General features: G+C 44.8%; 12 protein-coding genes. 7 read left to right on the forward strand and 5 right to left on the reverse strand.

Annotation, left to right across the window (positions count from 1 at the left end; genetic code table 11):
* Positions 1-19: 19 nt before the first annotated feature.
* The gene (locus ACZGCQ_RS15105; protein ID WP_029340778.1) at positions 20-1,147 is read left to right on the forward strand and encodes an ABC transporter ATP-binding protein; all 1,128 of its coding nucleotides are present in this window, start codon (positions 20-22) and stop codon (positions 1,145-1,147) included.
* Positions 1,144-2,727: an ABC transporter permease/substrate-binding protein gene (locus tag ACZGCQ_RS15110; RefSeq protein ID WP_029340779.1), complete on the forward strand. Its 1,584-nt coding sequence runs from the start codon at positions 1,144-1,146 to the stop codon at positions 2,725-2,727. The genes ACZGCQ_RS15105 and ACZGCQ_RS15110 overlap by 4 nt, the downstream gene beginning before the upstream one ends.
* Before the next feature lie 144 nt (positions 2,728-2,871).
* Here ACZGCQ_RS15110 and ACZGCQ_RS15115 read toward each other — a convergent pair whose 3' ends face one another.
* Together ACZGCQ_RS15115 and ACZGCQ_RS15120 are read right to left on the reverse strand one after the other, a co-directional pair.
* Positions 2,872-3,057 (reverse strand): hypothetical protein, encoded by a 186-nt coding sequence (locus ACZGCQ_RS15115; protein ID WP_023467130.1) that lies wholly within the window; start codon positions 3,055-3,057, stop codon positions 2,872-2,874.
* A gap of 111 nt (positions 3,058-3,168) precedes the next feature.
* A complete protein-coding gene (locus tag ACZGCQ_RS15120; RefSeq protein WP_029340781.1) occupies positions 3,169-3,708 on the reverse strand; it encodes a gamma carbonic anhydrase family protein in 540 nt (179 codons plus the stop codon).
* A gap of 124 nt (positions 3,709-3,832) precedes the next feature.
* Here ACZGCQ_RS15120 and ade point away from each other — a divergent pair, with 124 nt between their 5' ends.
* Both ade and ACZGCQ_RS15130 read left to right on the forward strand, forming a co-directional pair.
* On the forward strand, positions 3,833-5,566 hold the full coding sequence (gene ade, locus ACZGCQ_RS15125) for an adenine deaminase (protein ID WP_029340782.1): 1,734 nt from the start codon (positions 3,833-3,835) through the stop codon (positions 5,564-5,566).
* Between the two features lie 263 nt (positions 5,567-5,829).
* Positions 5,830-6,087 (forward strand): hypothetical protein, encoded by a 258-nt coding sequence (locus tag ACZGCQ_RS15130; protein WP_023467133.1) that lies wholly within the window; start codon positions 5,830-5,832, stop codon positions 6,085-6,087.
* A gap of 116 nt (positions 6,088-6,203) precedes the next feature.
* Here ACZGCQ_RS15130 and ACZGCQ_RS15135 read toward each other — a convergent pair whose 3' ends face one another.
* Complete coding sequence (locus tag ACZGCQ_RS15135; protein WP_195865865.1) at positions 6,204-7,838, reverse strand: peptide ABC transporter substrate-binding protein; 1,635 nt, start codon at positions 7,836-7,838, stop codon at positions 6,204-6,206.
* 109 nt (positions 7,839-7,947) lie between these two features.
* Positions 7,948-8,631, reverse strand: coding sequence for an MgtC/SapB family protein (locus ACZGCQ_RS15140; protein ID WP_481266750.1), 684 nt, complete (start codon positions 8,629-8,631; stop codon positions 7,948-7,950).
* 110 nt (positions 8,632-8,741) lie between these two features.
* Between ACZGCQ_RS15140 and ACZGCQ_RS15145 the strand changes: the two genes are divergently transcribed.
* Positions 8,742-10,139: a basic amino acid/polyamine antiporter gene (locus ACZGCQ_RS15145; protein ID WP_481266830.1), complete on the forward strand. Its 1,398-nt coding sequence runs from the start codon at positions 8,742-8,744 to the stop codon at positions 10,137-10,139.
* A 57-nt stretch (positions 10,140-10,196) separates the two neighbouring features.
* On the opposite strand, the gene ACZGCQ_RS15150 is transcribed toward ACZGCQ_RS15145, so the two are convergent.
* Positions 10,197-12,224, reverse strand: a complete 2,028-nt coding sequence (locus ACZGCQ_RS15150) for a putative bifunctional diguanylate cyclase/phosphodiesterase (RefSeq protein WP_481266751.1) — start codon at positions 12,222-12,224, stop codon at positions 10,197-10,199.
* A 186-nt stretch (positions 12,225-12,410) separates the two neighbouring features.
* Here ACZGCQ_RS15150 and ACZGCQ_RS15155 point away from each other — a divergent pair, with 186 nt between their 5' ends.
* The gene (locus ACZGCQ_RS15155) at positions 12,411-13,613 is read left to right on the forward strand and encodes an ornithine--oxo-acid transaminase (protein WP_029340787.1); all 1,203 of its coding nucleotides are present in this window, start codon (positions 12,411-12,413) and stop codon (positions 13,611-13,613) included.
* A 151-nt stretch (positions 13,614-13,764) separates the two neighbouring features.
* Positions 13,765-13,962, forward strand: coding sequence for a CsbD family protein (locus tag ACZGCQ_RS15160; RefSeq protein ID WP_149426819.1), 198 nt, complete (start codon positions 13,765-13,767; stop codon positions 13,960-13,962).
* Positions 13,963-14,140: the final 178 nt, after the last annotated feature.

Raw genomic sequence — 14,140 nt, forward strand, 5'->3', positions numbered from 1 at the left:
TAAAAAGGAGTGAGAAGGAATGATCGAATTCAAAAACGTCGGTAAGCAGTTTAAGGACAATGTCGTCTTAAAAGGCTTATCGCTCGAGATTCAAAAGGGTGAACTCGTTGTCTTCATCGGACCAAGTGGTTGTGGAAAAACGACGTCACTAAAGATGATCAATCGATTGATCGAACCTTCTTCAGGAACGATTTTAGTCAATGGGAAGGACATCATGAAGACGGATACGATTGAATTAAGACGTCATATGGGATATGTCATCCAACAAACCGGCTTGTTCCCTCACATGACGGTCCGGGAAAACATTCAATTGATTGCTGGGCTTGAGGGCAAGAACCACGATGAGATGGATCAACGGACAGAACAACTGTTGACGATGGTCGGGCTTGATCCAAAACAATTCATCGATCGTTATCCGAGCGAACTCAGTGGTGGACAACAACAGCGTGTCGGTTTCGCGCGTGCTCTGATGAATGATCCTGATGTCATCTTGATGGATGAGCCGTTCAGTGCACTTGATCCCGTTACTCGTAACGATCTACAGGAAGAGCTCTTTAACTTGCAAGAAGAAGTGAAAAAGACGATTGTTTTCGTCACCCATGATATGGATGAAGCGATCAAGTTAGCGGATCGGATATGTATCATGCGTGATGGGGAAATCGTTCAGTTCGATACTCCAGAAGAAATCTTGCGTCACCCAAAAGATGAATATGTCGAATCGTTCATCGGAAAAAATAAAATCTGGAGTAGTCCAGAATTTATTAAGGCAGAAGATATCATGATTGAGGACCCGGTTTCAATCAGTGGCAAACGGACGTTGCTGCAGGGAATTGAAATCATGCGTGGACGCAAAGTCGACAGTCTGTTGATTACCGATCGTGATCGCGTCTTACAAGGGCTGATTAAGTTGAAGAACATCCAGACGATCCCGGATAAGAGTCAACGGATCGAAGAAGTGATGGAGGGCGAAATCATCGCCGTTAATGAACATGATTCATTGCTCGATGTCCTTGAAGTCATGAATCAGGAAGAGACTGGTTATCTACCAGTAACGGATGCAACTGGAAAACTCAGAGGATTGATCACACGTAGTAGCTTACTTTCCGTCTTGAGTGAGCAATTCATTCATGAGGAGGAAGTCCAATGAACGGATTCTTTGATTATGTAAAAAATAATACCGATCAGATTGGTGACTTGTTACTTGAGCACTTGCAGTTGACAGTCTTTGCCGTCGTCATCGCTGTCGTTCTCGGGATTCCAATCGGGATTCTGATCACCCGTTATCAAAAATTCGCGAAGCCGGTCCTTGCGCTGACAAGTGTCGTTCAAGCCGTTCCGAGTCTTGCTTTACTCGGTTTCTTGATTCCGTTCATTGGTATCGGATCGACTCCAGCGATCATCATGGTCGTACTCTATTCACTCTTGCCAATCGTTAAAAATACCTACACAGGTCTGTCGAGTATTCCAGGGGATACGCTCGAAGCAGCCAAAGGAATTGGTTTAACAGATCGGCAAATCCTCAGTAAGGTTCAGATTCCACTTGCCTTACCAATCATGATGGCAGGAATTCGGATTTCTGCTGTTACAGCCGTTGGTTTAATGACGATTTCAGCGTTCATCGGTGCCGGCGGTCTTGGTTACCTCGTCTTCTCGGGTATTCAAACGGTTGATAATAACCAGATTCTCGCCGGAGCAATTCCAGCCGGGATTTTAGCCCTTGTCATCGACTTCGTCGTTAGTCGGATTGAATATTCGGTAGCGCCGAACGGGATTCCACTTGCAGATGGTCGAATCAAGAATAAGGCGCGGAAGCGTCGTAAGGCGATGCCAGCCGGACGTAAGATTGCAATCGCAAGTATCGTCTTCTTATTAATCGGTGGAACGGTCGCTTACTCTTTCCTCAAGGAAGATAAGATCGTCATCGGATCGAAGAACTTTACGGAACAATTGATTCTCGGAAATATGTTAGCGGATTTAATCGAAGATAAGACAGATTTAGAAGTCGAACGTCAATTGAACCTCGGTGGAACGAAAGTCGCTTACGGGGCGCTTGAAAAAGGGGAAATCGACGCGTATGTCGAGTACACAGGTACTTTGTTGATCGACGTGCTCAAGCAAGACGTCGAGACGGATCCAGAAACAGTTTATGCCAAAGTCGGGAAGATGATTCCTGAGAAAAGTCAAGTCGATGTCCTTGATCCAATCGGTTTCAACAATACGTATGCGCTTGCCATGACGAAAGAAGATATCGAAAAATATGACTTGAAGACGGTATCCGATATGTCAAAAGTCAGTGATCGTTTGATTCTCGGATCAACAATCGAATTCGCAAACCGGGAAGATGGTTATCTTGGTTTGAAGAAAAAGTATCCGGACATGAAATTCCAAGATGTACAACCCGTCGATGGAGGACTCCGTTATACAGCGCTGACAAATGGTCGGACGAACGTCATCGACAGCTTCTCGACAGACGGTTTGTTACAAAAATTCGATTTGACGGTACTAGAGGACGATAAGAAATTCTTCCCACCATACTATGCAGTACCGCTTGTTCGTCAAGAAACACTCGAAGAACATCCAGAACTGAAAAAAGTCCTCAACACATTGAAGGATAAAATCACGGATGAAAAGATGCAAGAATTGAACTACAAAGCAGATGTTGAGAAACAGCGTCCTGAAAAAGTCGCGCGTGATTTCTTGATTGAAGAAGGATTGATCTCCAAATAAACAGGTAGAGCCGAGGCGGGAATCCGCTTCGGCTCTTTTTTATGCGCGCTGACGCGCTATATCGTTTTGGAAAATACGTAATCAAGTGATTAAATTATTTTTTGATGCGACTAGCGAGCCAAGCGCGAACAGTGCGTTGCTGAATCATACACGTTCTTCCTCTCGGTTTAATGTTCCAAGGCGGTGCTCGGCATCCTTAACGATACGTGTTTGAATCTCGACTGTCAACCAATCCGTTTCCGATTCGGGTAACGTCGGCAAACCGTAACTTGGGTTATTCGTAGATGAAAACAAATCAGACATGATGCGTTCTTCGTATACTGGAATCATGTAAAATCCCCTCTCTGTGTCTTGATTCATCTCTTACACCTCTAGTGTACGAAAGGATTGTAAAGACGGAAGAGGGGAGGTGTTAAGAAGTCGTGAACTTTGTAAACGTTTTCACAAACTTGTCAAATCATCTTCAATGGCTTCGCAACTTGCCGTGTATTGTTGACCCCGTTTGACATATTTTCGTACTGTTCGTTCCATGATGAATCGATCATGGTCACTGATATCCCGTACGATTTTGGCGGGAACGCCCATGACCATCGCGCCTGCTGGCACCTTCATTTTCGGTGGAACAAGACTGCCAGCAGCAACAAATGCACCTTCTCCGATCTCGGCTTCATCGAGAATTGTCGCTGACATCCCAATCAGTGCTCCTTTTCGGATGATTCCACCATGAATCATCGCCATATGACCAATTGTCACCTCATCTTCAATGATGGTCGGATACCCTTCATACTGATGAATCATCGAACCATCTTGAATATTGACACGTTCCCCAATGTGAATCGGACCTTCATCTCCCCGGATGACCGTATTGAACCAGACGGATGAGTCTTTTCCGATTGTGACCTCTCCGATGACTTTAGATCCGTCCGCTAAATAAACGGATGGATCGATGTTTGGAACAAGTGAACCAACACGATATTTCATGCGTTTTTCCCCCTCAGACATTAAATCGATACTCTTTCATCTTGACGTTACAAAAAATAAATTGCAACAGCTTCCAAACTAATTGTAAGATGGTAAAAATACGCTTACAACAGGAGGAGACAGGATGGAACAAACAGTGCGTGAACGATTGATCGCGATTGCTGCAAAAAAAGAGAAAGCAGCCGTCGTCTATCAGAATATTTCAGTTATTGATGTCATGACACGAGAAACCTATACAGCAGATGTAGCGATTGATTCAGGCTATATCGCGGCTGTCGGGGAAGGATACGAAGGAATCGATAATCGTCCGGGAGAGGGGCTCTTCATCGCACCAAGTTTCGTCGATGCCCACGTCCATATTGAATCATCGATGGTCCCACCGAGTGAGTATGAGCAAGCGATTCTACCATTAGGGGTCACGACGATCATTGCCGATCCGCATGAGATCGCGAATGTCAAAGGAGCGGAAGGATTATCCTTCATGCTAGACGATGCTGAAGGTCTTGCCCTTGATGTACGCATGATGTTACCGAGTTGTGTACCAGCGACTTCGTTTGAACACGCGGGAGCATCTCTTGACGCCGCGGCACTTGCACCGTTCGTTGATCATCCTGGTGTCCATGGTTTAGGAGAAGTCATGGATTATCCAGCGGTCGAACGAGCCGATCACGATATGCTCCAAAAAATTAAACAGATCGAAGACGCAGGAAAACTAATCGATGGTCATGCTGCGGGACTCGGACCACGCGAAATCAACATTTATGGTGTCGCTGGAATTCGAACGGATCATGAATCCGTCAGTAAGGAAGATGCCATCGCCCGAGCGCGTCGTGGTCTGTATGTTGAAATACGCGAAGGTTCGGCAGCTCGAAACTTAAAAGAAGTACTCGATGCTGTAACGGAAAGCAATGCGAGCCGTTTCCTCTTCTGTACGGATGATAAACATTTGGATGATACGTTACGAGAGGGAACGATCGACTATAATATCCGCTATGCGATCCGTCATGGGATTAAACGTGAGACAGCGTATGCGATGGCATCGTTGCACGCGACGAACGCGTATCGTTTAGACGATCGGGGAGCCATCGTACCAGGACGTCGGGCGGACTTCGTCTTGTTATCCGATGCTGATAACGTCGTGATTGACGAGGTCTATATTCAAGGTGATTGTGTTGCGCGAGCAGGGAAAACGATTCGTCCGGTTCGCCGCGCGCATGTGCCAGAGTCATTACGCGGAACCTTGAATACAAAACCGATTACACCGGAAGTATTCGCCCTTCCACTTGAATCAGCGCGTGCGCATGTCATTGGAGTCATTCCGAAAAGCATCGTCACCGAGCACTTGATTCTCGACGTTCCACTTCAAGACGGACATTTCGTGCCTGTGCCGGAACAGGATCTCTTAAAGATTGCTGTCATTGAACGTCATCACGGGACAGCCTTCTCGGCAGTCGGTATCGTCAAAGGCTTTAAGATGAAACGCGGAGCGATTGCAGCGACTGTTGCCCATGATTCACACAACCTCGTCATCGTAGGCGCGTCAGACGAAGAGATGCAACTGGCCGCAGAACGTCTCGTCCAAGCGGGTGGGGGAGTCATTGCTGTCAATGGGCAAGAGGTACTTGCTGAGTTACCGCTTGAAATCGCTGGACTGATGACGAATCGTCCCTTCCAAGAAGTTGGAGATACACTCGAAGCATTGAATGATGCACTCGATGTATTAGAGGCGGATCGGTCCTTTAATCCCTATTTAACGATGTCATTTCTTTGCTTACCGGTCATTCCGGAGTTAAAGCTGACCGACAGTGGATTATTCGACGTAAAACACTTTCAGCATATTTCAGTACAAGCAGACTGATGTCCGTCGCGAGTCTGAGTCTCATTCCGGGACTCAGACCGTTTTTCTATCAATCGAGGTACGATAAAATCAAAAAAAAGCCACTTTACAAAACGGCTAAAAATCCTTAATGAAACTTAATAGTTTGGATGTTGAATCATTTTGGAAAGCTTGTTATAGTAAGTTCTATATCGTTTGTGAGAAATCTCACTTTCTATGAAACTTTTATCTAGAAGGGTCGTAGAAAACAGTAGGACAACAAGATTAGAAAGGAGATCATCATTATGGATAAGACCTATTTTGAAGGACATGAAGCCTTGATTGCCGATGTCTACCGTTCATTCACGCGTCAATTTCATGCCCTACCGACACATCGAAGAACGAAACGTCAGTTGCGAAATCTTGCATTCTCCGTCATTCGTCAAGCTCGACCGACATATGAGGAACGCACCGTTCTTTATGCTTACTTCGCTGAATTCTTCCGAGCAGTTGAGGAAGGACAAGATGAAGAGATTGCTTTTTACAAACAAATTGCACAGTAAAGACCCCCGATGGCTCCGTCAGAAGGGGTCTTTGTTGTTTTTTGAGAATGTCGTCTGGAAATAAAAAAACAAGTAGGGAACGAGGTCCGCTACTTGTTCATCAATGTTTTAAAGGGTTATTTTACTTCCATCCATTTAAAGCTCATATCGGCACCGAATGGGTGACGGTACAATTTATCAATGTTTGTCCGTTGTAAGTAAGCTTCCCCTTTTTGGTAGATTGGTGCGATGGCGTAGTCTTCTGTCAACAGCATTTTTTCAGCTTCTTGCATGTCCGACCAACGTTTCGCTTCATCTGCTTGTTGTTTTGCTCCCTTGATGAGATCATCGAACTTTTTGTTCGAGTATTCCATCCGGTTGAAGCTTCCATCCGTTAACCACATATCGAGGAACGTCATTGGATCCTGGTAGTCAGGTCCCCAACCAGCCGCAGAGATATCGTAATCTCCCTTCGATTCGAGTTCGAGGAAGTTTTTGAATGGTTGTTGTTTGATTTTGATCGTCAAACCAGGCAGGTGTTTCTCAAGATCTCCTTTTAAGTACTCAGAAACCTTCTTGAAGGCATCTTCATCTCGTGAGAGCATACTGAGTTCAACTGTTTTCACACCAAGTTCCTTCAAGCCAGCATCCCAAGCTTTTTTCGCGGCGTCAGCATCGTAGCTTTGAAGATCTGGATATTTCGCGCGGAAGTCTTCCCCATCTGGTGTAAACGTGAAGTCTTTCGCGACGATGAAGTTTGCAGGTTTTGATCCATCATTTAGGATGACATCTGTAATCCCTTGTTTCTCAAAGCCAAGCGCGAGTGCTTTTCGAATGTTTTTATTCTTCAATGCTTTATTCTTTTGGTTAAAGCGAAGGAAGTTGATCCGAGCATCTGGACGCGTCTTGTAATCATCTGATTTTTCATACTGCGAAACGAATTCAGACGTAATTGGTGCGAAATCGACTTCTTTCGCTTCGAAAAGGTTGACGCCAGTTGAGATTTCTTTGACGACCTTGACATCGATTTTATCCATCTTGACATTCGCTTTATCCCAGTAATCTGGATTTTTCTTGTATGTCCAGCCAGCATTCGCTTGCCACTTATCGAGGACAAAAGGTCCGTTGAAGACCATTGTATCAACACTTGTCGCGAACTTATCGCCTTTATCTTCGACGAATGATTGTTTTAATGGTAAGTAAGTTGGGAAACTTGTCAAACCAAGGAAGTAAGGTGCTGGAGCTTCAAGTTGGACTTCAAGTGTCTGCTCGTCGACTTTCTTGACACCGAGCTCATCAAGTTCAGCGTCGCCAGACATGATTTTGTTGGCGTTCTTTAAATCTTGTAGAATGTACGCGTATTCTGCTGCTGTCTTCGGATCAAGTGCGCGTTTCCAAGCATAGATGAAATCATCTGCTGTGACGGCTGATCCATCTGACCACTTCGCATCTTTACGCAGTTTGAATGTATATGTTTTTTTATCTTCCGACACTTCGACGCTTTCCGCGATTCCAGGTGTTGGTTTGTTATCACCATCAAGACGATATAGCCCTTCGAAGACGTTGTTCGTGACGATGATGGAAGTCGAGTCCGTCGTTTTCGTCGGATCTAGCTGAGGTACATCCGTCGTCGAAACGAGTGTGACTTCCTTTTTTTTGTTTTTCGAATCTGATCCGCTTGTGTTTTCGTCATTTCCTTGCCCGCATGCAGCGACAGCAAGAAGCGCGATGCTGGAAAGTCCAGCAAAAGCGATTTTCGATGGTTTATTCATGGAACGATGACCCCCCGAGAGTTAGTGTTAAATATTTCAGAAAAATGTGAACATATTGTTAATTTAAGTGAAAGTGATTAAAAATGCAACATAAATTTTCAGATAATTCTCACTGATCAAGGTCTATATCCTCAATTCCAAGCGATTTCAAATAGTCATAAAGTAGGAATAAGGTCAACGTATGTGGGGAATACATTCGTAACGTCAATCGAACGGGATTACCACGTAAACGCATATTCGTAATACGTACACCTTTACGCTCAAGAGCAAAAACAATGTCCGTCGGATCAAGTCCGGAAGGAAGTAAGAGATGCGCAACGAGGACATTTGCTTCGAACCGACTATTGTTGATACGCCCCATCATCCGAGTTAAACCTTCCAGTAAGAGGAAGAGAAAGAGAACGAGAAAAATCGACTCCCAGATGAAACCTGCACCGACAGCGATTCCAATCCCGCTTGCACTCCAAATAATAGCGGCAGTCGTTAATCCGCTGACGATATCATGCGGTCGACGTAAGATGACACCAGCGCCGATAAAACCAATTCCGGTAATGATTTGGGCGACGAGACGCATCGGATCCATCTGAACATTCGTCGCCATGTCATGGTAGAGTAAGACCGATTTGATGGAAACGATGGTTAACAGGCAACTGATCAGGGTAATTACGAGGCTAGTGCGTATACCAACCGGCTTATTTTTGATTTCACGCTCGAATCCGATGAAAATTCCAAGTGTAGCGGCTAACAGGAGTTTTAGAAGGTCTTCGAGCTGAAATACATGAATCCAGTTCATTCGTCTCAAATCCTTTCTTTACTTTAAAAGGTGATTTGTTATAATGACTTTTGTGTCTTTCGAATGAATATACGTAAGATGTAATAGATATACGAAAAAGGAAGTGTCTCATCATGAATCAACAAAAAATCGGATTCTTTGCGCTCGCTGCAATGGTCATCGGTTCCATGGTCGGTGGAGGAGCTTTCAACCTTCCTGGTGCAATGGCCCAAAGTGCAAGTGCAGGACCTATCCTCATCGGATGGAGTATAACGGGGATTGGGATGATCATGCTCGCTCTAGTATTCCAACATCTCGCCAATAGTAAACCAGAGCTTGAAGGCGGTATCTATGCCTACGCGCGTGAAGGGTTCGGACGTTTCGTCGGTTTTAACAGCGCTTGGGGATACTGGGTATCGGCGTGGATCGGAACAGTTGCGAATATCACGCTCGTGTTCAATGCGATTAGTTATTTCTTCCCGATTTTCGCAGCAGAAAATCGAATATTCCTTCTTTTGATGAGTATGGTCGTCATCTGGGGATTGTTCTGGCTCGTCTCGAGCGGAATCAAGGAAGCGACGCTGGTCAATTTGATTACGACGATCGCAAAGCTCGTTCCAATCTTGATCTTCATTCTTCTAGTAGGAATTGCTTTTAATATCAAAACGTTTAATTTGGATATTTGGGGAGAGGGAACAGAACTCGGTTCGATTTTTGATCAAGTAAAAGGAACGATGCTCGTCACACTATGGGCTTTCGTCGGTATCGAAGGTGCTGTCGTCTTATCAAGCCGTGCCAAAAACCGAAGTGATGTCGGGAAGGCGACAGTAACAGGACTTGTTGGCGTTCTAGTCATCTATATCTTAATTTCCGTTCTATCACTAGGAGTGCTCAGTCAAGAACAACTAGCTGGATTAAAAGAACCGACGATGGCATATGTATTAGAGGCAGCGATTGGACCAATCGGTGCGACGATCATCATGATCGGTTTGATTATCTCACTATCCGGTGCACTTCTCGGATGGACGATTCTCGCATCGGAGATTTCGTATCTTGTGGCAAAAGACGGTGCATTTCCGAAAGCATTCGCAAAAACGAATCGGAAAGGTGCTCCAGTCGGCGCGCTGTTGATTACACAAATCGCGACACAAGTTGTCGCAGGAATCGCGCTTTTCTCAGCGCAAACCTATCTTGTCCTGTCGAGTATCGCTGGGATTTGTGCGTTATTACCGTATTTGTTATCAGCATTGTATAGCATTCGGACATCGCGAGAAGAGCGCAATCAGAAAATGTTACTTTTCTCCATCATCGCATCAGCGTATTCGATTTGGCTCGTCTATGCGTCGGGTATCTGGTACATCGTCATCGCGGCATTAGTCTATGCTCCAGGTATTCTTGCGTACGCTTTAGCAGAGCGAGAACAGCAACGGACGGGCATGTCACGTTATGAGTGGATTGCTAGTATGATCCTCGTTGTCTTAGCAGGAGTAGCCGTTTACGGAATGGTTGTAGGAGAAATTCAATTGTAAGAAACGATATGCAAAAGAAGTCACGGTGATTTTCATCCACCGTGACTTCTTTTTTGATTAAGGTGCTAAGAATCGTTTTTCGACATCCTGTACAGATAGAGGTTCAGAGAAAATGAACCCTTGCATATGCTGACACGATGTCGTTTTTAGATAATCTAACGCGTGTTCTGTCTCAACACCTTCAGCGACAAGATTCAACTCTAAGTTGTGACCAAGTTGAATGATGGAATCGAGCAAGGCGTGGTCATTTGTCGCTAGACCATCGATGAATACTTTATCGATTTTTAATTCGTCGATTGGAAAAGCACTGAGATACTGCAAAGAAGAATAACCGGTACCGAAATCATCGATCGATAAACGAAAGCCGAGCGACTTGATGAGGTGCATGCGTTCGACCGTTCGTTGTGTCTGTAAGATCGCAATATTCTCTGTCATCTCCAACGTAACGGAAGATGGTGAAACGAGTCGCTCCGTTACGATATGTTGCAGCGTTCGAATAAAGGAGTCGCTTTGGAACTGATGCGGTGAAATGTTGATTGCCATCGTCAGTTTAGGGTCAATTGTCTGTTGCCACTTCGCGAGCTGTTCACATGCTTCAATGATGACCCAGTTGTTGATTGGTGTGATCAGTGAAGCTTCTTCAGCGAGTGGAATGAATTCATCTGGTGGAATACTCCCGAGTGCCGTGTGATTCCAGCGTAATAACGCTTCGAAGCCTTTAACGGCTTGTGTCTGAAGTTCAATGATTGGTTGATAAGCAAGATATAAGGATTGATCTTCGAGTGCCGTGAAGAGGGATCGTTCGAGTTGGATTTTACGTGTGAATTGTGTGTCCATCTCGTGTGTTAAGTACTGAATCGTTCCGGTACCAATTGATTTTCCTGCGTATAGAGCTGTTTCCGACCGGCGATATAAATCCTCCAGTGTTTTGGCTTCGGACGGATAGACGGTGATCCCGAACGTACAAGAAACGATCAGTGAGTGACCATTGATGTAATAAGGACGTTGCAGTGCTTGTTGTAATTTCCGAGCATATTGGAAAAGCAGATTGCTCGACGGTGCAGGTAACAAGACGCCGAATAGATCACTCGTCGGATGAAAAGCGAGTATACCTGTCGTATGTTGCAAAAGGCGCGTTGCCATTGCTTGAAGTAGTTGATCACCGACGTGTGTTCCAAACGAGTCGTTGATCACTTTGAAACGATCGATATCGAACAAGATGAGGGCAATCGGATCATGCGACGCAGCAGAGCGGAATAATGCTTCACCTTCGCGTAAAAATCCACGTTTATTTAATAAATGCGTCATCTCATGATGATGCACTAAAAAATCGAGTTCTTCTTCAAGCACCGCTGTTTCCGTGATATCGTTGCCGATGAACAGGTGCTGAAAACGAACACCGTTTGCATCATAGATCGGAATGAGCGTCGCTTGGAGATGTTTTCGTTCGCCCGTTTGCGAAGTGAGGCTAAGGCGACCAGACCATGCTTTTCGTTCACGAAGTTGTGCACGAATCCCCGAAACGACGGGACTGGATGGATCTAGGATGAGTGACCAAGGCTGGTTGAGAAGCATCTCAGAGCAATATCCTGTCACATCGATGAGTTGATCATTCACGTACGTGATCGTTCCCCGTGCATCGAAGACGGCGACAGAAGCAATCTGATCGAATGCATGACGCAAATCCATCAATCCTTGGAAGAGTGGTTTCATGTTCGTTTGTTGCTCAGCTGAAGGGATACAGCAAGCAAAAGCGGCAATAACGGTTCCTGTATGATCAAGTAAAGGAGACAGAAGGAGAGTTGACGTTACAGAAGTGCCCGTCTTATGCAACAAGGAGGCATTCGGTAATTGGACGGATTGACGGCGCTCCAAGAAGGCATGCCAAATCTGTTGACTGAATGCCATGTCTTCCCGTTCAAGAAGTGGAACAGTCTGACCCACGACTTCCTGTTGTGTCCAGCCCCATTGCTGTTCGGCTAGATTATTCCAAGAGCGGATGATCAAATCAGTATTCAATATGAAAGCGGGTAAAGGGAATTCTTGAATGACGACTTCATAGGAATCAATGGTCGAACGGTCCATTACGTGCGCACGCTCCTTTATAATGAAAAGAGATGACGGTTCACTTGTCTTATCTTTTCCCAATATATTCAATTATTACGCATTAGAATCCTTTCGCTTGGATACTTTTTAAGTGAAGATTCTATGAAAAAATCTGCTATAATAACATTGAAAGCGTTTTCCAAAGAGTTATGAGGGGGAATTTCGATGAATCAAACAGAGAAAATCATTCAACAGACAGAACAGTTCGGAGCACATAACTACCATCCACTCCCGATCGTCATCTCAGAGGCGGAGGGTGTATTCGTTACGGATCCTGAAGGACGTCGTTATATGGATATGCTGAGTGCCTATTCAGCCGTTAACCAAGGACATCGTCATCCAAAGATCATCGACGCTCTCAAACGTCAGGCAGATAAGATTACTTTGACGTCACGCGCCTTCCATAATGATCAACTGGGCTTCTTCTATGAAAAAGTAGCACAATTGACGGGAAAAGATATGGTATTACCGATGAACACGGGTGCGGAAGCTGTCGAGACAGCAGTGAAAGCAGCACGACGCTGGGCATATGAAGTCAAACAAATCCCAGGTGATGCTGAAATCATCGTTTGTGAAGGAAACTTCCATGGTCGGACGATGACAGCTGTTTCGATGTCGACGGAAGCAGAATACCAAAGGGGATTTGGACCGCTTCTTCCTGGAATCAAGACGATTCCATACGGCGATCTTGAGGCATTAAAACAGGCAATCACTGAAAATACAGCGGCATTCATCTTGGAACCGATTCAAGGCGAAGCAGGCATCTTAATTCCTTACGATGGTTTCTTAAAGGACGCACAAGAAGTCTGTCGTGCGCAGAATGTTCTGCTCGTATCGGATGAGATTCAATCTGGACTCGGTCGTTCCGGTAAATGGTTTGCTTCTGATTGGGATGAAGTGACGCCAGACATGTACATTCTTGGTAAAGCACTGGGTGGTGGTGTATTCCCAATCTCATGTGTGGCTGCAAATAAAGATGTCCTTTCCGTCTTCAATCCAGGCTCACACGGCTCGACGTTTGGTGGCAATCCACTCGCTTGTGCCGTCTCGATTGCTTCACTTGAAGTATTAGAAGACGAAAAGTTACCGGAACGTTCACTCGAACTCGGTACGTATTTCATGGAGAAATTAAAACAAATCAACAACCCGATGATTAAAGAAGTACGTGGTCGTGGATTGTTCATTGGTGTTGAACTCACAGAAGCAGCACGACCATATTGCGAAGCGTTGAAAGAAAAAGGCTTGCTCTGTAAAGAAACACACGAGACAGTCATTCGCTTTGCACCACCGCTCGTCATTACAAAAGAAGAGTTGGACTGGGCGTTCGAACGGATTGAACAAGTGTTAGGTGTTTCCGTCGCCCAGTAAATGAATAGATTCATCGAACAACAGTGGACAAGATGTTCACTGTTGTTTTTGTTTAGGTAAGTGTCGATTTTGATACAAGAAACGTTTGAAAATCAGTGACAAGGGAACAGACAACTATCGCAAAAAAAACTTTTAAATGGGGGTAATGGTTATGTCAAACAACAGTGGTCTCAATAAAAAAGCAGATGGTCTCGTCGATAAAGTAGCAGGTAAAGCGAAAGAAGCGCTCGGGAAAGCAACAGGCGATAAATCAACAGAACGTGAAGGTAAAAAAGATCAAGTAAAAGGCGAGGCGAAGAAAACAGTCGGAAACGTCCAACAAAATTTCGAAGATACGAATCGTCGCTAATGCTGTCTTAACTAAATAAATAAAACCGGACTGAGTAAACGCTCTAGTCCGGTTTTTAGCGTCTGCTATAATGAAATTTTGTATCAACTAAAAAGATGAGAAATAATTTGTATAAAGGTCTAGTCATTTAGTTGTTTATGTGGAATAATAAAAAACGTAAAAGCGTTTACATTGTTCT

The sequence above is a fragment of the Exiguobacterium sp. HSB13 genome, from assembly GCF_056764755.1.

What these genes read in the sequence shown, in the direction of transcription:
- ACZGCQ_RS15105 (WP_029340778.1), top strand. Translation starts at nt 20, where the DNA reads ATGATCGAATTCAAAAACGTCGGTAAGCAGTTTAAGGACAATGTCGTC.
- ACZGCQ_RS15110 (WP_029340779.1), top strand. Translation starts at nt 1,144, where the DNA reads ATGAACGGATTCTTTGATTATGTAAAAAATAATACCGATCAGATTGGT.
- ACZGCQ_RS15115 (WP_023467130.1), bottom strand. Translation starts at nt 3,057, where the DNA reads ATGATTCCAGTATACGAAGAACGCATCATGTCTGATTTGTTTTCATCT.
- ACZGCQ_RS15120 (WP_029340781.1), bottom strand. Translation starts at nt 3,708, where the DNA reads ATGAAATATCGTGTTGGTTCACTTGTTCCAAACATCGATCCATCCGTT.
- ade (WP_029340782.1), top strand. Translation starts at nt 3,833, where the DNA reads ATGGAACAAACAGTGCGTGAACGATTGATCGCGATTGCTGCAAAAAAA.
- ACZGCQ_RS15130 (WP_023467133.1), top strand. Translation starts at nt 5,830, where the DNA reads ATGGATAAGACCTATTTTGAAGGACATGAAGCCTTGATTGCCGATGTC.
- ACZGCQ_RS15135 (WP_195865865.1), bottom strand. Translation starts at nt 7,838, where the DNA reads ATGAATAAACCATCGAAAATCGCTTTTGCTGGACTTTCCAGCATCGCG.
- ACZGCQ_RS15140 (WP_481266750.1), bottom strand. Translation starts at nt 8,631, where the DNA reads ATGAACTGGATTCATGTATTTCAGCTCGAAGACCTTCTAAAACTCCTG.
- ACZGCQ_RS15150 (WP_481266751.1), bottom strand. Translation starts at nt 12,224, where the DNA reads ATGGACCGTTCGACCATTGATTCCTATGAAGTCGTCATTCAAGAATTC.
- ACZGCQ_RS15155 (WP_029340787.1), top strand. Translation starts at nt 12,411, where the DNA reads ATGAATCAAACAGAGAAAATCATTCAACAGACAGAACAGTTCGGAGCA.
- ACZGCQ_RS15160 (WP_149426819.1), top strand. Translation starts at nt 13,765, where the DNA reads ATGTCAAACAACAGTGGTCTCAATAAAAAAGCAGATGGTCTCGTCGAT.